18 protein-coding genes are annotated in these 21785 nt (G+C 41.2%); 8 read left to right on the plus strand and 10 right to left on the minus strand.

Going from position 1 to position 21785, the window contains the following annotated elements:
• The first annotated feature begins 111 nt into the window (after positions 1 to 111).
• Positions 112 to 975 (plus strand): S1/P1 nuclease, encoded by an 864-nt coding sequence (locus L1D51_RS08570; RefSeq protein WP_239963459.1) that lies wholly within the window; start codon positions 112 to 114, stop codon positions 973 to 975.
• A gap of 34 nt (positions 976 to 1009) precedes the next feature.
• A complete protein-coding gene (locus tag L1D51_RS08575; protein ID WP_239963444.1) occupies positions 1010 to 4126 on the plus strand; it encodes a TonB-dependent receptor in 3117 nt (1038 codons plus the stop codon).
• 521 nt (positions 4127 to 4647) lie between these two features.
• Here the strand turns inward: L1D51_RS08575 and L1D51_RS08580 are convergent.
• The 5 genes from L1D51_RS08580 to L1D51_RS08600 all read right to left on the minus strand — a co-directional run bounded on the left by L1D51_RS08580 (position 4648) and on the right by L1D51_RS08600 (position 9572).
• Entirely contained in the window at positions 4648 to 5658 is a 1011-nt protein-coding gene (locus L1D51_RS08580; RefSeq protein WP_054563066.1) for an ABC transporter ATP-binding protein, read from the minus strand.
• Between the two features lie 11 nt (positions 5659 to 5669).
• Positions 5670 to 7169: an ABC transporter permease gene (locus tag L1D51_RS08585; RefSeq protein ID WP_054552193.1), complete on the minus strand. Its 1500-nt coding sequence runs from the start codon at positions 7167 to 7169 to the stop codon at positions 5670 to 5672.
• The gene (locus tag L1D51_RS08590; RefSeq protein WP_239963445.1) at positions 7169 to 8209 is read right to left on the minus strand and encodes an extracellular solute-binding protein; all 1041 of its coding nucleotides are present in this window, start codon (positions 8207 to 8209) and stop codon (positions 7169 to 7171) included. Before L1D51_RS08590 ends, L1D51_RS08585 begins: the two co-directional genes overlap by 1 nt.
• The gene (locus tag L1D51_RS08595; RefSeq protein WP_239963446.1) at positions 8209 to 9021 is read right to left on the minus strand and encodes a hypothetical protein; all 813 of its coding nucleotides are present in this window, start codon (positions 9019 to 9021) and stop codon (positions 8209 to 8211) included. The genes L1D51_RS08590 and L1D51_RS08595 overlap by 1 nt, the downstream gene beginning before the upstream one ends.
• Positions 9022 to 9116: 95 nt before the next feature.
• Entirely contained in the window at positions 9117 to 9572 is a 456-nt protein-coding gene (locus L1D51_RS08600; RefSeq protein WP_239963447.1) for a MarR family winged helix-turn-helix transcriptional regulator, read from the minus strand.
• Positions 9573 to 9675: 103 nt separating this feature from the next.
• On the opposite strand from L1D51_RS08600, the gene hmgA reads away from it, so the two are divergent.
• The gene (hmgA, locus tag L1D51_RS08605; RefSeq protein WP_239963448.1) at positions 9676 to 10980 is read left to right on the plus strand and encodes a homogentisate 1,2-dioxygenase; all 1305 of its coding nucleotides are present in this window, start codon (positions 9676 to 9678) and stop codon (positions 10978 to 10980) included.
• Positions 10980 to 11609, plus strand: a complete 630-nt coding sequence (maiA, locus tag L1D51_RS08610) for a maleylacetoacetate isomerase (RefSeq protein WP_239963449.1) — start codon at positions 10980 to 10982, stop codon at positions 11607 to 11609. The genes hmgA and maiA overlap by 1 nt, the downstream gene beginning before the upstream one ends.
• Positions 11610 to 11662: 53 nt before the next feature.
• Here the strand turns inward: maiA and L1D51_RS08615 are convergent, their stop codons facing one another.
• Complete coding sequence (locus tag L1D51_RS08615; RefSeq protein ID WP_054563059.1) at positions 11663 to 11893, minus strand: TIGR02647 family protein; 231 nt, start codon at positions 11891 to 11893, stop codon at positions 11663 to 11665.
• 77 nt (positions 11894 to 11970) lie between these two features.
• On the opposite strand from L1D51_RS08615, the gene L1D51_RS08620 reads away from it, so the two are divergent.
• Positions 11971 to 12270 (plus strand): DUF1496 domain-containing protein, encoded by a 300-nt coding sequence (locus L1D51_RS08620; RefSeq protein ID WP_239963450.1) that lies wholly within the window; start codon positions 11971 to 11973, stop codon positions 12268 to 12270.
• A 56-nt stretch (positions 12271 to 12326) separates the two neighbouring features.
• Complete coding sequence (locus tag L1D51_RS08625; RefSeq protein ID WP_054563057.1) at positions 12327 to 12593, plus strand: VF530 family protein; 267 nt, start codon at positions 12327 to 12329, stop codon at positions 12591 to 12593.
• 4 nt (positions 12594 to 12597) lie between these two features.
• Here L1D51_RS08625 and L1D51_RS08630 read toward each other — a convergent pair whose 3' ends face one another.
• A complete protein-coding gene (locus L1D51_RS08630) occupies positions 12598 to 14220 on the minus strand; it encodes a diacylglycerol kinase family protein (RefSeq protein WP_054563056.1) in 1623 nt (540 codons plus the stop codon).
• Between the two features lie 304 nt (positions 14221 to 14524).
• Between L1D51_RS08630 and L1D51_RS08635 the strand changes: the two genes are divergently transcribed.
• Positions 14525 to 15214 (plus strand): anti-sigma factor, encoded by a 690-nt coding sequence (locus tag L1D51_RS08635; RefSeq protein ID WP_055198857.1) that lies wholly within the window; start codon positions 14525 to 14527, stop codon positions 15212 to 15214.
• Between the two features lie 177 nt (positions 15215 to 15391).
• Complete coding sequence (locus L1D51_RS08640) at positions 15392 to 16489, plus strand: HupE/UreJ family protein (protein WP_239963451.1); 1098 nt, start codon at positions 15392 to 15394, stop codon at positions 16487 to 16489.
• A gap of 8 nt (positions 16490 to 16497) precedes the next feature.
• On the opposite strand, the gene L1D51_RS08645 is transcribed toward L1D51_RS08640, so the two are convergent.
• From L1D51_RS08645 to L1D51_RS08655, 3 genes are all read right to left on the minus strand, one after another.
• Positions 16498 to 17115 carry a TetR/AcrR family transcriptional regulator gene (locus L1D51_RS08645; protein WP_058584303.1) on the minus strand — a complete coding sequence of 206 codons (618 nt, stop codon included), beginning with the start codon at positions 17113 to 17115 and terminating at the stop codon, positions 16498 to 16500.
• Between the two features lie 128 nt (positions 17116 to 17243).
• On the minus strand, positions 17244 to 18647 hold the full coding sequence (locus tag L1D51_RS08650) for an efflux transporter outer membrane subunit (protein WP_239963452.1): 1404 nt from the start codon (positions 18645 to 18647) through the stop codon (positions 17244 to 17246).
• Positions 18647 to 21778 carry an efflux RND transporter permease subunit gene (locus tag L1D51_RS08655; RefSeq protein ID WP_054563051.1) on the minus strand — a complete coding sequence of 1044 codons (3132 nt, stop codon included), beginning with the start codon at positions 21776 to 21778 and terminating at the stop codon, positions 18647 to 18649. The genes L1D51_RS08650 and L1D51_RS08655 overlap by 1 nt, the downstream gene beginning before the upstream one ends.
• Positions 21779 to 21785 lie beyond the last annotated feature (7 nt).

The raw sequence follows: 21785 nt of genomic DNA on the forward strand, positions 1-21785 counted from the left end.
GAACAAGAAATTATGAATCTTATTGAGTCCTTTCTATTTGCTTTTAAATTCAGGAAAATATGCATCAAGAAATCGTGCTTCAGGGCACATTCATTTTTGGACACTGAGTCAATGTTACAAAAAACAATAAAAATGTTGCTGTTATCGACACCAGTTATTTCTGCGGTGTTAAGTAACCCTGCTAATGCATGGGGTCAGAATGGTCACCGTATTATTGGTGAAATTGCATCTAAGCATATTACAGACACCACCAAGCAAGCATTAGTTCCTTTACTTGATGGTGATTCTTTACCGCAGGTAGCAACGTGGGCTGATGAAATGCGTTCTGCCCCAGAAAAATTCTGGCAAAAGAAATCTTCGCGCTGGCATTACATTAACTTTAAAGAAGGTGAAGCCAAACCTCATTACGACTCAAATACCCACCATAACAAAGAAACCGTGTCAGATATCCTCGAAGGCATGAAATATTCAATCTCAGTATTACAAAACCAAAAAGCTTCTCTAGGTGAAAAACAGTTCGCACTGCGTTTTTTAGTCCACCTCGTTGGCGATAGCCATCAACCTTTTCATGCCGGTCGCGGTGAAGATCGTGGGGGCAACAATATTTCTGTCACATTCTTCGGTCAAGATACCAATTTACATAGCTTGTGGGACACAAAACTCATTGAAAATGAAAATTTGTCCTATACTGAGTTTGCGCAATTTATAAATACAACAAATCAAGCGTTAATAACGGACTATCTTGCCAGTTCACCTAGCGATTGGTTAATCGAATCTAATAACATTGCAAACACTCTGTATAAAGAAAATGAAACAAACGTAAGTTATAGTTATATCTATAAAAACTTACCGATTGTTAAAACTCGCCTACAACAAGGCGGGATAAGATTGGCAGGTTTATTAAATAATCTATTTGATAAATCAGCAAAACCGTTAGTAAAGGCACTTAAGATGCCAACTGACAGCAAACTATAAATGAAACATAACCTCTAACACGGGAAATAACATAATGAAAATCCAACTCCGCAAAACAGCTCTATCACTTGCTATTGCAGCATGTGTTGGTGTGAGTGGTGCAGCGTTAGCAAATGAAACAACATCTGCTATCAAGGGTCAAATCAAAGGTCCTAGCGGCAACCCTGCTGCAGGCACTAAGATTACTATCGTTCACTTACCTTCAGGTTCAACTAAAGAAACTGAAACGAACGATGCGGGTTACTTCACAGCAAAAGGCTTACGTGTAGGTGGTCCTTACCGCGTTGTTGTAGATTCTGACGTATTCGCAGATCAAACATTCAACAACATCAACCTACAAGTTGGTGCTGACTACCCAGTTAATGTTACGTTAGAGAGACAATCTGATGTAGAACAAATCGTAGTTACTGGTCGTCCAATCAGCCGTATGTCTGGTGGTACAGGCCCAGCTGCAACGTTCACACTTGAAGATTTAGAAAACCAACCAGCTATCAACCGTGACTTAAAAGATATCATTCGTATCGATCCACGTGTAACAATCGATGATAGCCGCGGTTCAATCAACTGTGGTGGTGGTAACCCACGTTTCAACAGCTTAACGCTTGACGGCGTTCGTATGAACGATAACTTCGGTTTAAGCTCAAACGGTTACCCAACTATCGGCGCTCCTTTCTCTTTCGATTCAATCGAGCAAGTTGCGGTTGAGCTAGCACCTTTTGATGTTCAATATGGTGGTTTTACATCATGTAACATCAACGCTGTTACTAAATCAGGTGGTAACGAAGTACACGGTGGTGTTTTCTTCGACTACACAAATGATTCAATGAAAGGCGATAAAATTGAAGGTGAAGACTACGATAACGGTGATTACACTGAAAAACGTTACGGCTTCAACGTTGGTTTACCACTAATTAAAGATAACCTTTTCTTATTCACATCTTATGAAAAAGTTGAAGGTGTTAAACAGTACGAGTACGGCGGTTTAAATACAGGTAGTGTTTCAGCTGCAGACGTTGCTCGTGTGCAACAAATCGCTCAAGACGTTTACGGTTATGATGCAGGTGGCATGCCATCAAGCGCACCAGTTGAAGATGAAAAAATCTTAGTTAAACTTGATTGGAACATCAATGACGATCACCGTGCAAACTTAATCTATAACTACAATGATGCTTTCACGCTATCTCAATCAGATGCATACAGCGATACAGTAGCTTTAGATAATCACTTCTTCAAGCAAGGTGCAGAATTTACATCAATCATTGGTTCACTTTACTCAGATTGGTCAGACAGCTTCTCAACTGAGGTTCGTATTGGTAAATCTGAGCTAGATGCAACAGTACAATCTTTAGATGCAGCGAGCAGCTTCGGTGAAATGCAAATCGATACTGCTGACGGCGGTACTATCTATATCGGTCCAGATGACTCTCGTCAATCAAACGACCTAGACTACGAAACAACAACTGTAAAACTTGCAGGTACTTATTACCTTGATCAACACACGATTACTGGTGGTTATGAGTATGAAAAGCTAGACGTATTTAACCAATTCGTTCAGCACACTCAAGGTGAGTGGCGTTTTGATTCTGTAGATGATTTTGAAGCTGGCCAAGCTGCACGTATTTATTATAACAATGCTGCTGGTACAAACGATCCAACAGATGCTGCTGCAAGTTTCTCATACGCTCAACATACATTATACGTTCAAGATGAGTACAGCTTCACAGATTTAGATGCGACATTAACGTTTGGTCTACGTTACGACAAATACACAAGTGACGACACACCTAACTACAATGAAAACTTCACTAACCGATACGGTTTCAGCAACCAAGGTACATTCGACGGCATCGATTTAATTCAACCACGTGTTGGCTTTGAATGGTACGCAACTGATGCATTAGAAGTACGTGCAGGTGTTGGCCTATTCTCAGGTGGTAACCCGAACGTATGGTTATCTAACTCATACTCAAACGACGGTATTACAAACATTGGTACTTTCCGTGCAGGTGTAGATTTATTTAATACCCCAACAGTAAACGGTGGTACTCCAGGTTACGAAGTGCCTCAAGAAATGTATGATGAAGTTGCTAATACAACAATTGGTGCAGGTGACTCTTCAGTTAATGCTGTTGACCCAGGTTTCGAAATGCCATCAGAGTGGAAATACTCAGTAGGTGCAACATACACAACTGAAGATGAGTATGTATTCTCTCTAGATTACTTATTCACAAAACGTAAAGATGCTGCAATCTTACAAGACATCGCGTTACAAGATTCTGGTGAAACTACGTTTGATGGTCGACCAATTCTTGAGTCTATTGAAGGCCGTAGCGGTGACTTATTACTTACAAACGTAAGTGGTGACAGTGGTGAGTCTCACATCATTTCTGCTGCAATGAGCAAGCGTTTTGATAACGGTATTAGCGTACAATTAGCATATGCTTACACTGACTCAACAGACGTTAACCCTATGACTAGCTCGGTAGCGAGCTCAAACTACGGTAATATGGCGACTTACGATCCAACTAATCCAGGTGCACACACATCTGATTACGAGATCCCGCACCGCTTTACTATGACATTAGGTTACACAACTGAATTGTTTGATGGTTACAACACTCGTTTCAACCTATTCAGTGAAACATTCAAAGGTCTTCCTTACAGCTATACATATAACGGTAGCGACAGTGTTTGGGGTGATAGCAACTCAAACCGTAGCCGTCAGCTAATGTATATCCCTGAAGTGAATGACCCTAACGTTGTTTACGACATGACACCTGAAGAAGTAACTGAGTTTAACGAGTGGATTTCAGCTCAAGGCCTTGAACGCGGTGAAATCGTTGGCCGTAACAGCCAAAATGCTGATTGGTTCACTAAAGTTAACTTCAAGATGACTCAAGAGTTACCTGGTTTCATGCCTGGTCACAAAGGTGAAGTATTCTTCGTTATCGATAACTTAACAAATATGTTAAATGATGACTGGGGCGTGCTTAAGAAAGGTAACTTCGTTGGTAACCGTATGATCAAAACATCAATCGATGACCAAGGTCGTTACGTATACTCTGACTTCAGCCCTAACAATGGTAAAACTGCAACTCAAAGCGGTGCATCAGTTTGGGAAATGCGTGTAGGTGTACGTTACACATTCTAATAACGAGTTAACCTTGTTATAAAACAAAAGCCCGCCCCTACTGGCGGGCTTTTTACGTTTTAGAGAAGTTAACGAGTTGCTAGTTGCGAGTGTAAAGCTTCAAGAGTAAAGTCAGCAAGAGTAAAGTTAGAAAGTTGCAAGGTAGCAACGATTTTACATCGCGTCCTAGTGCCTAAAACCTAGAGCCTAGGACCTGATAAATCTTTTCGTAGGACTGGCTTTAGCCGGGAAAAATAGCAGTTACGAGCTTTAAGAAGAAAGTTAGCAAGTTACAAAGTAGCAGCGATTTTACATCGCGTTCTAGTGCCTAAAACCTAGAGCCTAATACCTGATAAATCTTTTCGTAGGACTGGCTTGGTTATTGAAATGAGTTACGAGATAAGAGTTACGAGAGTAAAACTTTAAGAGTAAAGTTAGAAAGTTGCTTGGTAGCAGATTTTACTCGCATCTGATGGCTGACAGCTGAGGGCTGAAAGCTTTCTAAAAAATGCAGGCCATTTAGGCCTGCACAGATACTTTATTTAAGCTGCGTAAACCGCAAGTGGATGTGTTGTATTGATAGAAACATGCACTGCATCACCAGGGCGTACCATCACTTCATGGCTTACACGGCTTGTCACCACAGTATCGCACGCCAGTTTAACCGCGCATAAACGGCTGCCACCTTCGTAACGTACCCATGTCACTTTACCATTGCTAGTAGCTGCATTTTGAATAAGGTGAATATCATCAGGGCGAAGTAATACATCAACTTTTGCAGTATCATGATCAACCCTAATAGCTGGTGCATTACCTAAATCAGTGGTGGCAATATCACCTTCACAATTGCCGGCAATGAAACTTGCTTCACCTAAAAAACGCGCTACAAAGCGATTGCTTGGTAAGCTAAAACAGCGTTCAGGGGTATCGATTTGCTGAATAATACCTTCTTTAAGTACACCAACACGGTCACCTACAGATAAGGCTTCTTCTTGGTCATGGGTTACCCAAATAGCAGGTACACCAGCATCTTTTAATGCATTACGAATATCCCAACGAAGGGTGTCTTTTAAAGCTGCATCAAGGTTTGATAACGGTTCGTCAAGCAATACAAAGTCAGGTTCGTGAGCTAATGTACGCGCAAGTGCTACACGCTGCTTTTGACCACCCGATAAAGTAGCAGGCTTTTTATCACGAAATGCTTCAAGACCCAGTAACTTAATCCAATGATCAGCTTTTGAGGTATCGGTTAATCTAAAGCAAATATTTTGCTGCACTGTTAAATGCGGGAATAACGCAAAGTCTTGAAAGACCATTCCTACTTTACGTTTTTCTGGTGGTACTTTTAACTTGGGTGTTGCACGCCATGAGCCTAAATTAATTTCGCCTTCGCTGATAGGAATAAGCCCAGCTAACGCTTGTAAAATTGTACTTTTACCACAGCCAGTTGGACCAACTAGCATGAGGATCTCACTTTCCCCAAGTGATAAGTTAAGTTCACTTACCACACGATTGCTACCATAATCGATAGACAGCTTACTAACTGATAGCATTAAACTGATCCTTAATGTTCTAATTGACTGCGCTTTTCGCCTGAGAGCATTATAGCTAAGCCACATGCTGATATCACTACTAACAAGAGCCCAGGAATGGCAGCACGACCGAAATAACCGGCTTCATAAACACGCCATAAATAGGTTGATAGGGTTTCAAACCCTGTTGGACCAAGTAACAAGGTCGCTTCAAGCTCTCGCATTGATTCTAAAAATACCAAAGCAGCACCTGCGATAATACCACGCAGTGTTAAGGGTAAGGTAATACGCATAAATGCTTCACGAGGGCTTGCGCCTAATACGCGTGCTGATTTGATTAAACTCGAATCTAAGTGTTCAGTGCTGGTACGTACAGAGCCAACTGCCAGCGGTAAAAAGCGTAGCACGTAGGCAATCACTAATAATGCCAGAGTTTGGTATAAAAGCGGTAATTGCAGGCCACCATAAACAAGTGCAGTACCCATCACGATACCCGGAATACCAAACCCGAAATAAGTCACCCGCTCCATAATGCGCCCTACTTTACCGCTTAGTGCAGCGTGCGCTACGGGCACAGCAACCACAACAGCGACAATGGCCGCAATGCCAGATGCATAAGCAGAATTCCACGCTATGCTGAAATCAAAATCAGCAACACCATCACGGGCAAGCCAAAGGGTAAAAATGGCTAACGGTAAACAAATAGCCAATAATAAAACCGGTAGAAAAGTTACCAGCATTGCTAACTTTTGCCCGTTAGATGGGAATAACATCAGCGGTCTACCGTGGCGCTCAGAAGCTGTTTTAATTTGTGATTCGATGAACAGTAAAAAGCCTACTATCACCATTAATTGTAGCGATAACATCGCTGCTCGGCTTAGACCAAAGGCGTTATATTCAACATAGATTACGCGAGTAAATGTATCTAAGCGCATCATCGCCGGTGTACCAAAATCTGATAGAGTATAAAGTGCAACCAGTAATGAGCCCGCTGCTATACCGTTTATTACACGCGGTAATATGACTTTAAACACACTCATCGGCATCGACATACCTAAAGTGCGAGCCGCGTTTACCATGCTGGCATCAAGGCTCAGTAAAGACGAACGCGTTGTAAGCATTACAAATGGAAACGTGTATAGCGTCATTACAATGGCAGCACCCGTTAAGCCATACATAGGCGGGGTTTCAAAGCCTAACAGCTGATTTATCTCACCACCGGGGCCAAATGCTGCATATAAAGTAAACGCGCCAATATAACTTGGAATAGCAAGTGGAGCTGCAAACAAAACAAGCCAAAGCTTTTTAAAAGGAAGTTGAACATAGGCACTAATAAACGCCAGAGGCACGCCAATTAAAATAGAGCCTAAAACAGTTAACACCATAAGTGATAAAGTGTTACCAAGAATTTTTAAATTGTGACTATCAAAAACAGCCGTCGCATCACTGGCTAAAGTGATCAGAATATAAACTGGCACTAACGCCAAAAGCGCTGCAAGCAGCGCCATGGGATAAGAAGCAGGTATGCGCATTATAAAACACCGCTACTGCGCATAAGGTCGAGTGTTGGCCTTAAATCTGCCAATTGAGTTAAATCGATTTTCGGCGGTGACACATCCGTTAAGGCTGGTAATCCAGCTGGCTGGTCAATACCTTGGATCAATGGAATTTCGTAGGCTTCACGTGCTAAGTAGCTTTGTACTTCTGAGCTTAGTAAGTAGCGCATAAAGTTCATTGCGTTCGGGTTATCTGTCAGCGATAACACACCTGATGCATTAACTAAACAACCGGCATCTTGATTGGTAAAAGCAAGATCAAGGTTTGCATCTGGTTTACCTGATTTAAGACGTAAGGTGTAATAATGGTTTGCAAAACCAATATCAACTTCACCACGTTCAACGGCCATCACTACGCCAAGCTCGCCGGCATAGGTTTTCGAACGTTTTTGAACTTTCTTAAGCCATTTAGCCGTTTTATCTTCACCTTCAAGAATACGCATTGCCGTGACAAATGATTGGAAAGAAGCATAAGCCGGTGCCCAACCAATTGATAAATCGCTATCGGCAATAGCCATTATGCTATCTGGGATCTGATCTTTTGATAAACGATTAGTGTTGTAAGGTAATGTACGAATACGACCTGTCACTGGTGCCCAGCCCGGATAGCGAAACTGCGGTTGTAATTGCGCTTCTAAATCAGATGGTAAAGCTTTAGCTAAACCTGCATCTGTTACTAAGCCAATCGCACCTGAATCAACGGCCCAAAATAAATCAGCACGTTTAACACCCGCTTTCGCTTCAGCCACAATCATGTTGGCAAGTGCAGCAGTTGGGCCACGGCGAATTGATAAATTAAGTTTTGGGTTTTTCTTTTGGATTGATTGCAGTACGTTTTCGTACAAACCACCTTCACCACGGCCTAAATATAAGGTTAAGTCACCCTCTAGGGCGGGTAAGTCTTTCACAGAAATTGGGCTTGCAGCAGAGGCTGCAAAGGCACGAGAAAGAGGTAGCGGCATTGCGCCCACCACCCCAAACGCAGCCAGGCCTTGAATAAAGGTCCTACGCTTCACTAAAATACATCCTTACGTGCTTTTTCGGCTTCTTCTAGTAACACCTTAGCGCGATCTAGTTTTTCTTGCATATCAACAACCGCTGCACGTACTTGGTCAACAGACCCTTTGTCAGAAATAGCTTTAGGCAGGGTTACGTTAAAATCTTTTTCGAGAACTTCTACTAACTTCGCATCTTTTTCGATAAGTGTACCTTCAACACCTTCGAATAAGTGAAGGTAAGTATCGTGTACAATTTGGGTTGCTTCATCGCTTAAACGTTCTGCGTATTTTGCAACAACACGGTCTAATTTATGTTTGATCTCATCGATAGTCGCGCTTTGCGTCATTGTTTCAGAAGCAGTTGCTTTTACAGCTTTTAATAAGCCTTTTTGCTGGAAGTCGGCAGCAAGTTTAACAGCTCCAAGACCCTGCCACAAGGCAGCATTTAAGGCCTTTTGGTGCTTACGTACTTCGCTTGCTGGTTTTTTGTCATCAATGGCCATTTTGATACCATAAATGCCTTGCCAGATTGATGCATAAACCGGCACATAATTCGTTTCAATCGCACTGTGAAACTTTACTGATTCCCAGTATTCAATTAAATCATCGCTTTTAACTGCTTTTGCGCCTTTTGTTTCATAATCGGTAACCATGGTGTCAACTTTACCAACCATCCACTCAACGTCTTCTGAGTAATCTTTTAAATTTTCTTTTAGATGATTAACGTGCTCACCAATTGGGCCATTTGCCAATACAGGTTGGGCAATAAAAGTAGATGCTAATACTAGGCTAAGACCTAGTGTTTTAACGGTGTTTAACGCTAATTTCATAGGGGGGACATCCAAGTTTCTAATTGTAAATGATAGCCATTATCATATACGTATCGATTGTCTAAATCAATTGCTATAAAGCCTTGATTACAGAATTACACATTTTTATTTAAGTGATTGGAAAGCTTACTAAGAGTGTTCATAAATTGTTTAAGTTCTTGGCTATCTAAGTCACTCACTAAACCTGCTTGCCACTCATTTGCTAATGGCACAATTTGCTCATGCAAACGGTTCCCCTCAACGGATAGTGATAACAAACTTGCGCGTTTATCCTTAGGGTTTTCTTTGGCTATTATAAGGTTTCTGGTCAATAGCGACTTTACTGCACGAGACGCCGTTGATTTATCCATTTGTGCCATATCACATAATTCTTTGGCAGTGCGCTCGCCATATTGGGCCAAATTCGCAATTACCCGCCATTGTGGCACGGTTAAATCGAACTGCTGTTGATATAGCTCACTAAACTGCTCACTCATTTGCATTGCAATATTGGTTAATGAATAAGGTAAGAACTGTTTTAAATCTAGGGTTGTTTGCTTATCTGTCGTCATGGCTGCACTACTGTCAAAGAATATTTACACATGTAAATTCAATGTAGTTTGAATTTAATCTCACATGAGAGTATCTTACCTAAAACCTTTCAGGAGTCTAGTGATGAATAACGAATTACAATATATGACAGGCTTTGGTAATGAATTTGAAACCGAAGCATTACCCGGTGCATTACCTATCGGTCAATTCAGCCCGCAAAAAGTTAAATACGATTTATATGCTGAGCAGTTCAGCACAACGGCATTTACAGCGCCCCGTGCTGATAACCGTCGTACTTGGTTTTACCGCATTCGCCCGTCAGTAATACAAGGTGATTACACGCCAATTGATAATGGCCTTATTCGCACTGCTCCTATTACAGAAGTGCCAACACCCCCGACAATGCTACGTTGGGATCCAATCGAAATTCCAGCACAGCCAACTGATTTTATAGATGGTTTAGTCACTATGGCTGCCAACGGCAGTGCCAATGCACAAACAGGTATTGGTATTCATATTTATGTCGCTAATAAATCAATGCAACAGCGTTACTTTTATAATGCTGATGGTGAAATGTTATTTGTGCCGCAACAAGGTGAACTATTACTTAGAACTGAGTGCGGGCAACTAACCGTTCGTGCAGGAGAAATTGCCGTAATTCCTCGTGGCATTAAGTTCGCAGTTGATTTGCTCACTGATACAGCCCGTGGCTACATCTGTGAAAACTATGGCCATGCCTATATTTTACCAGAGCGCGGCCCAGTGGGTGCCAATGGTTATGCTAATGACCGTGACTTCCACTACCCTGTAGCGGCTTTTGAAGATGTAGAAGGTGATTTCGAACTCGTAGCTAAATTCAATGGCAATATGTTCCGTTGTGATATTGGCCACTCGCCATTGGATGTAGTTGCTTGGACGGGTAACAGTGCACCTTACAAGTATGACCTTGCTCGATTCAATGTTATGAATACAGTAAGTTACGATCACCCAGATCCATCAATCTTTACTGTATTAACATCACCATCGGGTACAGAAGGTGTCGCTAATATCGATTTTGCTATCTTCCCTCCGCGTTGGATGGTGGCTGAGAACACATTCCGCCCACCTTATTACCACCGTAATATTATGAGTGAGTTTATGGGCTTAATCGAAGGTGTGTATGATGCCAAAGAGCATGGCTTTGTACCAGGTGGTTCTAGCTTACATAACTGTATGTCGCCACATGGTCCAGAAGCAGATGTATTCGAAAAAGCATCAAATGCTGAGCTTGAACCACAACGCTACGAAAACACTTTGGCATTTATGTTCGAATCGCGTTACGTTATTTCACCAACTAAATATGCCCTTGAAGGTAAAGAGCGTCAGCCTAATTACACTGACTGTTGGCGCACTATTAAAAAACATTTCACAGGTAAACAGGACGTATAATGAAACTTTATAGCTATTTTCGTTCATCAGCTGCATACCGAGTTCGCATTGCGCTTAATTTAAAGAACATTGATCACGAGTTAGTAACGGTTAATTTATTAAAATCAGAGCAACAAAGTGACGAGTACCTAGCTAAAAACCCACAAGGGTTATTGCCAGCACTTGAAACTGATCAAGGTGTACTTGCGCAATCGCTGGCTATTTTAGAGTGGTTAGAAGAAACTCATCCAGAAACGCCTCTTTTAACGGGTGATGCATGGCAAAAAGCTCAGATCCGTAATTTATGTTATGCCGTAGCGTGCGATATCCACCCTATCGATAATTTGCGTGTATTAAAGTACTTGGCTAACGATCTTGGTGTTGATGAAGAAGCAAAAACGACCTGGTATAAGCATTGGGTAGAAGTTGGCTTTAAGAGTATTGAAAAGCTACTTAATGAAGCGAATACTTTTTGTGTGGGCAACAAACCAACGCTTGCTGATGTGTGCTTAGTGCCGCAAGTATTTAATGCCTTGCGCTTTAAAGTTGATATGACCAAGTACCCTAAAATTGCTGCGGTATATGAGCAATGTAATAAGCTTGATGCCTTTATTGATGCTGCACCACAAAATCAGCCAGATGCAATTTAAGCTTTAAGATTTGTAGTTAAAAAGGCCCGAACACTTCGGGCCTTTTTTATTTGTTATCTAAGCGCTGAATTAATAACACTCACATGGTTAATTAAATCGAGCCCTAAGTCGGTTAAGTAGCCCCCATCAGGACTATCTGTAATACCTTTATCATAAAGACGTTTTGCTGCATCTTTAATTGAGCTTTCGGCATCGGAATGAATTTTAATTCCCTGCATTTGAGAGTTGCGAGGAAATTTTGCAAGCAGGGTTAGTTCGTCGATCATATTTTTATCAAATTGCATGTGTTCACCTTTTTATTATTTATTCCTTGTCATAAGCTTAGTGTAGTTATACAAATCTGCCCAACGGGAGGCGTATTTTGTTAAAGAAAATTTTACTGTTAAGTACTTTGTTTACTTTAGGGTTTCTAAACCAAGCACTAGCAAAGGAAAAACCACTAATCGTGCTTGATGGTCAAGAGGCATTAAACGATCAAAAAGTGTGTTGGTATGAAAATAAACGCTATACCGAAGGTGCCTATATTGCCGTTGGCGATATTACGTTAATTTGCACTGCCAAACAGCCTAATTTTTCAAACAGTGATTTGGCATGGCTCAGACTAAATGCTAATGGCGAGATTATTTACCCTAAACAAGCGAAAACGATTCACGTCAATTAGCTTAAAACTCACAAATAGGGTACTATTGCGCGGTTGCAAATAACCTAAGATTTATCATGGACAATCAACCAAATAATCCGTTACATGGCGTTAAACTAGCCGACATCGTTACTAAACTTGAAGAAAAACTTGGTTGGCAAGGTATGGCAGCGCACGTAGACGTACGCTGCTTTCAAAATGACCCAAGTGTGAAGTCGAGTCTTAAATTTTTACGAAAGACCCCTTGGGCACGAGAAAAAGTAGAGCAGTTATATATTGATACCTTTATCGATAATGACCAAGCTGATGATGGCACTTTCCAATGGAAAAGCATCAAAAGGTAACCACTTAATCTTCAGCTGCTACAATCACCGAAAGCGATTTCGGTGATATCTCCACCTCTAGTTTATCTGCAGTTTTAACTTCACCATCAATAACATAGGTCAACCCTTTTTCTGCGCTTACTGTCACTCGTTTAGCATTTGTGTGGTGACTGTTAATAGCAAAACTAGTTTGCGTAATACTCGAGAACACTAACTCCGCAATACTTAAAGTACTCGCTTTAGAATCGGCACTAGGTGTTAACCAGTTAACATCAAGTAAACCATCTTGGTGATCTGGCTGACCTGCAGATTGAGCAAGTAAAGTAGTAAATGGCGCTGCGTTGGCGATGATTAAACTGGTGGTATTGATTGTTTGCTCATCGTTATTATCAAGAGTAACAACATAGTCTTGCGCTTCATGCTCACCTAATGCTTGCCAAAATCCTTGTAAATAAGCTAATTGCCCAGACTCATTTTTAGCATCACGATGGGCTTTTTCAATCATCTTTTGTTCAAAACCAATTCCTGCAAGTAATAACATACGCTCGCCATTACACACAGCGGTATCTATCCGACTCGCCTGCCCTTCAATTATCAGCTCACAAGCCTGCTCAACCGGAATAAGCTTCGATTGTATCCCCATCAACACATGAGCGAGCGCATTGGCAGTACCTAAAGGAATGATACCCAGTTTACACTCTGTATTTACAAGTACACTTGCCACCTCTGTTACTGTGCCATCGCCACCACAGGCGATGACTACATCAGGGTTCAATTCAAGTGCTTCTTTGGCCAACTCAGTACCATTTACCTGTTCTGACGTGGTGTAAACAGTTAAATCGTAATACTCAGACAAACGAGAGGTAATTTGCTTACGTTTAGCTTCCCACAGTTTTGTACCAGAAACAGGATTAGCGATGAGCACAGCTTTATTTTTGATTAACAAGTCACCTCTACGATGGCGACGCACAAGATGACGCAGCTGGCGCTTGTTTAAATTTGCAGTTTCTCTAGTTTCTTTAATTTGTGCGAGTACTTGGTGTACATCGGCATCTTTGTTTTGGCTAAGTAAGTAAGCTGCCATCACAAAAACTGAACGGCCACGCCCTAAGGCGCAATGTACTACGACACGTCTATCTGCTTTTACTTGATGGTCAATCCAATTAATCGCTTGGTGTAGTTGCGCGCGTGTTGGCACGCTATGATCAAGTACAGGGATATTTAAATAACGAATATTCTCTTGCGTAGAAGACCATTCAAGGCCATCAAACTCACAAGTTACATCTAAAATAGCTGTAATACCCATTTCTTTCATGGTGTCTATATCTGAAGGAAATAAACGACAGGCTAAAAATAAATGCTCATTAATTTGTTGTAATGGTGGCACTTTATCGTGTTTTCTCGACCAAGCATTGTAAAGTTGTGCACCCAATAAAAATGGAATAAAAGCCCAACGAATATAGATAGGAATAACGCCATTTTCACGTTTTCTAAAAATACGTGCAATATTAAAAAAATATGCGCCACTAACCAAAAGTAACGACAAAGCCGTCCAATAAAAAAACAGCGCAAAGTAAACAGTTTCTACCCGAATAGCCGCAATTATAAATACAATCGCTAAAGCTAAGTAACTAAATGCTGCCCACATAATCACTCCTTGTTATTCTAATTGCATACTACGTTGCAAGTTTCACTCCAGTAAAAGCCGTTCAATTACCCCTACTGGCTATTTAAAATCAGTAACTTAGCATTTATAAAAAAGCTTACCATTTTAGTTTAGGACATTTTTTCACAATTTTATGAATAACTTACAATAATTTACATAGAACCAATTTGATAGATTTGCCAAGTACTCTTTCCCTGCTAGTCTAAGTTAAAAGCCATGCCTAATAATGACAGGTTTTTAGTAGAGCTTTCGTTAAAAATTTAAATCAACCCGAGCCTAATTCGTTATGAAATACGATGACCAAACGCTACTTAATTTACTTGCAGCAGAATATGTTTTAGGCACTTTACATGGCCATGCCCGAGATAGATTTAGCCGCCTAATGCGTACCTCTCCTCGAGCCCGATACGCAACCTCCTTATGGCAAAGACATATAAAAAACCTAGAAAACGCGATTGAATCTAACCCACCTGATCAGCAAGTTTGGGATAAAATAACAAAACGGATTGACCCACTTTTTTTACCAACACAGAAGAAAGCAAAAGAACCTAAATATGGAATATTTAAGGCTTGGGCTGCTATTGCAACAGCGGTTTGTATTGTGTTGGTATTAATTACTTGGCAACCGCAAGAGTCGTTTAGTGATAAAATAAATCACTCGGTAACGTTTTATGACTCAGCAAATAAGCCAGTTTGGAATTTAGATATAAGCGATCACAGTATTTTACTTAAAGCAGCTAGCGGCATGAGTTTACAAACTGATTATGATTACCAGTTGTGGATCCGTTTAAAAGGCTACCCGAGCGCCATCCCTATTGCTTTACTACCAAAATCAGATAGTAAAGAAATTGCCCGAAATGCATTATTTAAACCACAAAATATCACTTTACTTGCAATAAGCCGTGAGCCAATTGGAGGCTCACAATCAGGTAGCCCAAGCGAAATTATTTATACAGCCGTACTCGATGCGAACTAATCATACACAGACTAGAAACAATATAAATACGAGCAAAGCCATTATTTCTAAGATAAACGACCTATTCGATAAACCTTTGTACTTGCTATAGTTACAGCCTCTTTTTATATCCGCTTTAAAAAATAGGCGGTAATTCGAGTATTAGACTCATCTCCTTGTATTATCTTAGGAATAAAAATGAAAAAGTCGTTGTTGTTTACGCTATTTCTATTAATTTTTAGCTCTATCTGTCACGCCCACCAGCAAAGCACCGCTTATCTTAATTTAGAACAACAAACGAGCAATAAGCTATTGCTAGTAGGCTCTTGGCAAGCCTCGGTGAATGATCTCGATAAAGCGCTCAACTTCGATAATAATCAGGATAATGTAATTACATGGCATGAAATTACATCACAGCAGCAAGCAGTATTAGACTATATAAATAGCCATTTTAATGTGTTACAACAAAATCAAAGCTGCAAGGTCACGATTGATGGTGCACTCAGTATAGATAACCACTTTAATCAGTCGTATATCCATGTGCCACTACAAGTTGATTGTCCATCTGATAGTTCTATAACAGTTAATTACACAGCCCTATTTGATATAGATGAGCATCATCAAGCAATTGCTGCCATTGCTAAATCAAGCCGCGTATTTGAACAAAATACGCCAAAACAAGTTATAAACTTTAAAGAGCAAAGCTTCAGCACAACGTTTATTGAATATGTACATCAAGGCATATTACATATTTGGATGGGCACCGATCATATTTTGTTTTTAATCGCGCTATTACTGGGCTGTGTGTTAGTTCGTAAGCAAGGCGAGTGGCAACGTGTCGAGTCTAAAAAACAAATTCTAATTGATACAGCTTGGATCATCACCGCTTTTACACTTGCTCACTCAATTACCCTAACAGCGACTGCTATGAATATCATATCGCCAAACACCCGATGGGTAGAATTAGGTATCGCGCTTTCTGTATTAATTGCTGCAATAAATAATATTTGGCCAATGATTGTGCGCTTAGGCTGGATCACATTCTGTTTTGGTCTATTACACGGTATGGGGTTTGCGAGTGTTTTAGGTGAGCTTGGTTTATCAAATGAATACCAGCTAATGAGTATTTTAGCCTTTAATTTAGGGGTTGAGATTGGTCAACTGGTTATTTTAGCAATTTGTTTACCACTACTAATGCTACTCAGAAATAGTCCCTGGTACAAAAAAGTCATTATGCCAGCAGGTTCAGTGCTAATTGCCATTATGGCAATCCAATGGTCTATAGAGCGCTTTTAATAAGCGCTTTATTCAAAGGGTAACAATAAGGTTTTCATTGTTGGACGTAGCGCTTTAAGTAACTCATGAATATCTAAATCAGGGTTGAGCATTTTGCGCAGTAACAAGCCACCCATTACTGAAAACATCACTTCAATACGGGCATTCACTTCTTCAAGTGCAGTACCCTGTAATGGCCCTCTTTCACCCACTAATAATTCACGCATAGAATCACGAGCGTGGCTATCTGACTCACGTAATAAGTTAGCCACTTTTTCATTGCGTGCAGCTTCGGCGAGCATTTCTAAATCAAGCGCACCTTGATTCAAATCGGTATGGCGCTCAACGCCTCTACCTAGACCATCTAGTAATACAGTGACACGATCGCCAGGTTTATCAGCAAACTCTTTAAAGATTGAGAACATTTCTTCCATATCACGCTCAACAATCGATTCTATAATTGCTTCTTTGCTGGCGAAGTAATTGTAGATATGACCAGCACTCATACCCGCGGTTTTAGAAATTTCGGCCATTCCCGCGCCATGATAACCCTTACGTCGAAAACAATCCGCTGCGGCACAAAGCACTTGATTACGTCTTGCCTCGGCAAGCGCAGGGTCATTGTGTCTTTTCGTTTTTTGCGTCATGGTTTCTCCAAGCTTTACTGACTAGGGTTAACTTTAATTTAAAGAAGGTTTACAGGATCTTAATCTTTGAGGAGAGTTAAAACAACTAAGAACCTGCAAAACCTTAAATAAATTATGCTTTTGCTGAATTATTGCACAGATTTTTGTGCATTCCAGCCGCCACCCAGTGCTTTATACAAATTAATTTGGCTCGCCAGATACGCTTGCTTACCCAAAATTAACTGTTGTCCTGCACTGTACCAATTTCGTTGTGCATCCAATACTTGCAAGTAGCTGTCGGCACCCTTTTGAAAACGCGCATCCGATAAAGTAAAAGATAGCTCATTACTTTGATACAAGTCATTCAGGGCATCTAGCTGATGCATATAACCTTCACGGTCAGCAAGGGCATCAGATACTTCTTTAAATGCCTGTTGAATGGTTTGCTCGTAGCTGGTTAGTGCCATTTCTTGCTGAGCTTTTGCAACATCGAGATTAGCTTGATTGCGACCCATGTTAAAAATAGGCAAGTTTACCGAAGGCACAAAGCTCCAAGTACCTGAGCCCGAATCAAAAAGGTTACTCAAGTCAGCTGAAGCTGTCCCCGCATTCGCGGTTAAACTGATGCTTGGATAAAATGCCGCTTTTGCCACACCAATGTTTGCATTGGCTGCCAATAAATCATGCTCTGCAGCTTTGATATCAGGTCGCTGAGTCAATAGCTCAGACGGTAACCCTACTGGCACATCAGGCAAACTAAGTACATCATCTATACTTTCACTTGGTAATAAATCCGCAGTGACGCTTTTACCCACGAGAAAATCGAGGGCATTTTTATCGCGCTTAAGTAAACGCTGATAGTTTGCAATATCGACCTTAGCGATTGCTACTGTACTTTCAAGTTGCGATAGCGTTAACTGAGAAGCAGCACCTAGTGCAAATGTTTTACGGGTTAGCTCTAATGACTCCTGCTGAGACTTTAAAGTCTCGTTTGCAAGTGCCAAAAGCTCTTTGTCCGTCGCATAGTTAAGCCATGCATTTACTAATTCGGAGATCAAACTAATGCGCACACTAGTCAAACTGTATTCAGCCGAATAAAGGTTTTGTAATGCTTGCTCTGATTGGTTGCGTACTTTGCCCCAAAGATCAATCTCATAAGCGGTTAAGCCTACAGTTGCTGAATAGTTTTCAGAGATAGTTGCTTGACCAGTACCAGATAAATCTGCCGGAAGACGCTGACGAGTACCCGATGCATTGAGATCAATGCTTGGGTAAAGCGATGAATCTTCAATCTGATACATTGCTCTAACCTGCTGCACATTCAGTGCAGCAGTTTTAATATCTTTGTTGTTTTCCAGCGTTAGCGCAATCAACTGTTGAAGTTGCGCATTACTGAAAAATGACTGCCAATTGAGCGCATTGATATCGCCCGCTGTACCTTGGATATCATAGTTTTGAGCAACGGGTAATTCACGTTGCTCCATATCTGGCGCCATATTACAGGCAGATAACATAAGTGCAGCAACAGACACTGAGATAAGTTTAGCTTTCATTATGCCTGCTCCTCATTAGTTGATTTTGTTTTGCCTGGGAATACTCGGCGCACCAGTACAAAGAACAGCGGTACAAAGATTACCACAATGGTCGATGACGCAAGAGTACCGCCAATAACAGCAATACCGAGTGCGTTTTGTGCACCTGAGCCTGCACTTGATGCAATTGCCAGTGGTAGTACACCACACACAAATGCCATTGATGTCATAAAGATTGGACGTAAACGTAGACGAATAGCTGCTACCGCGGCATCGACAAGTTTCATACCTTCATCCATTTTATGAATAGCAAACTCTACAATTAAGATGGCATTTTTTGATGCCAGACCTATGGTGGTTAATAGACCCACTTGGAGATAAATATCGTTTGATAAATTAAATACAAATGACGCAATCGACGCACCAAATACACCAAGCGGTACAATTAGCATAACTGCAGCAGGAACTGACCAGCTTTCATATAACGCCGCTAAACATAGGAATACCACCAACAATGAAAGTGCATAAAGTAATGGCGCTTGACCACCACTTAAACGTTCTTCATATGAAATTCCTGTCCATTCGAACGATACGCCCGGTGGTAATTTCTTAACCATTTTCTCAACTTCAGCCATCGCTTGACCAGTACTGTAGCCCGGTGCAGCCGCACCTTGGATTTCCATCGCTGAAAAGCCGTTATAACGCTCAAGACGTGGTGAGCCATATGTCCAATAAGAATGAGCAAAGGCAGTAAATGGCACCATGTCACCATTGGCGTTACGTACATACCACTCATCTAAGTCTTCTGGCACCATGCGTGATTCAGGCGTACCTTGTAAGTACACTTTTTTCACACGACCACGGTCAATAAAGTCATTTACATAGCTACTACCCCAAGCCGTTGATAACGTATTATTGATATCTGCTTGAGTAAGACCTAATGCTTCGGCTTTTGCCAAATCAATATCAAGCTCTAGCTCAGGTTTATCTTCTTGACCATTTGGACGTACACCTGATAACACCGGGTTTTGTGCAGCCATACCTAAAAACATGTTACGTGCTTCAAGTAGTTTTTCGTGACCTAGACCAACCCTATCTTGTAAGAACAAGGTGAAACCGTTTGCAGTACCAAGCTCAACAACCGCAGGAGGTGGGAAAGCAAATACGAACGCTTCTTTAATCGTTGAGAAGTATCCCATGGCTTTACCCGCAACCGCACCGACGGTTAGATCAGGACGCTGACGTTCATCCCAGTGTTTTAAACCCACAAAGCCGATTGCCGCGTTTTGACCAGAACCTGCAAAGCTGAATCCTGTTACCGTAAAGATAGACTTAACCGCTTCTGATTGTTCTTCTAAGAAGTGATGTTCCATCTTTTCAACAACTTTTAAAGTTTGCTCTGTTGTTGCACCGGCAGGTAAGCTTACTTGGTTAAACAAAATACCTTGGTCTTCATCTGGTAAGAATGCCGATGGTAATTGTGAGAAAATAAACACCATGCCACCCACGATTAAACCGTAAATAAGTAAGTAGCGTTTACTGTGCTTGATCATGCGAGAAACAAAACCTTGTGTACCCGAGTTCGTTCTGTCAAAACCACGGTTAAAGCCAAGGAAGAAACGACCAAATAAAGACTTATCGTTATGTACATGACTTGGTTTTAGCATTGTCGCACATAAAGCTGGCGTTAAAATCAATGCAACAAGCACTGATAAACTCATCGCAGTTACCAAGGTAATTGAGAACTGGCGATAAATAACCCCTGTTGAGCCTGGGAAGAACGCCATTGGCACAAATACTGCCGAAAGCACCATCGCAATACCAACAAGGGCACCTTTGATTTCATCCATTGATTTACGTGTTGCCTCAAGAGGAGATAAATTCTCTTCGGTCATTACACGTTCAACGTTTTCAACCACGACGATTGCATCATCTACAAGTAGACCGATGGCAAGTACCATCGCAAACATGGTTAAGGTATTAATTGAGAAGCCAAACACTTGCAAGATAGCAAACGTACCTAGCAATACAACAGGTACTGCAATAGTCGGAATAAGTGTTGCTCTGAAGTTCTGTAAGAATAAGTACATTACCAAGAACACCAGCACAACAGCTTCGATTAGAGTGCTGACAACTTTTTCAATCGAAAGTGATACGAATGGTGTCGTATCGTAAGGAACAACCGTTGTTAAACCTTCAGGGAAGAAAGGCTCAAGTTCAGCAAGGGCGGCTTTTACGCCATCTGCTGTATCAAGTGCATTAGCACCACTAGCAAGCTTAACACCTAAACCTGATGCCGGTTTGCCGTTAAAACGCGCAACAACACCGTAGTTTTCACCACCTAATTCAACATCAGCAACATCACTTAAACGAACAACTGAACCATCAGCATTGGTTTTTACAAAAATATTTCGAAATTGCTCAGGTGTTTGTAAGCGGCTTTGTGCAGTTACCGTTGCATTTAATTGTTGGCCACTTACTGCTGGCAACGCACCTAATTGACCTGCTGAAACTTGCGCATTTTGAGCACTGATTGCAGCACTAATATCAGCAGGAGTTAATGAGTACTTCAGTAATTTAGCTGGATCTAACCAAATACGCATTGCATATTGAGAGCCAAACAGCTGCACTTCACCTACACCGTTTACACGAGAAATAATATCAAGCACGTTTGATGAAACATAATCACCGATATCGATGTTGTTCATACTGCCGTCTTCAGATACAAACCCTACAACCATTAAGAAGTTACGAGCAGATTTTGCAACCGACACACCTTGACGTTGTACTTCTTCTGGTAATAACGGTGTTGCAAGCGACAATTTGTTTTGTACTTGAACCTGTGCGATATCAGGGTCTGTATCTGCACTAAAGGTTAAGGTTAACGTCGCTGAGCCGTTAGACTCTGAGGTTGACGACATGTAGAGCAAGCCATCTAGCCCTTTCATTTTTTGTTCAATAACCTGTGTAACCGTATCTTCTAGAGTACGGGCCGACGCACCAGGGTATGTGGCTTGAATACTAATTGCAGGTGGTGCAATTGATGGATACTGCGCAACCGGCAAACTTCTAATTGCTAAGATACCTGCCAGCATCACAACGATAGCAAGCACCCATGCAAATATGGGCCGATCAATAAAAAATCGTGACATTAAGTTT

The organism is Pseudoalteromonas shioyasakiensis (genome assembly GCF_022398475.1).
Classification (GTDB): Bacteria; Pseudomonadota; Gammaproteobacteria; order Enterobacterales; family Alteromonadaceae; genus Pseudoalteromonas.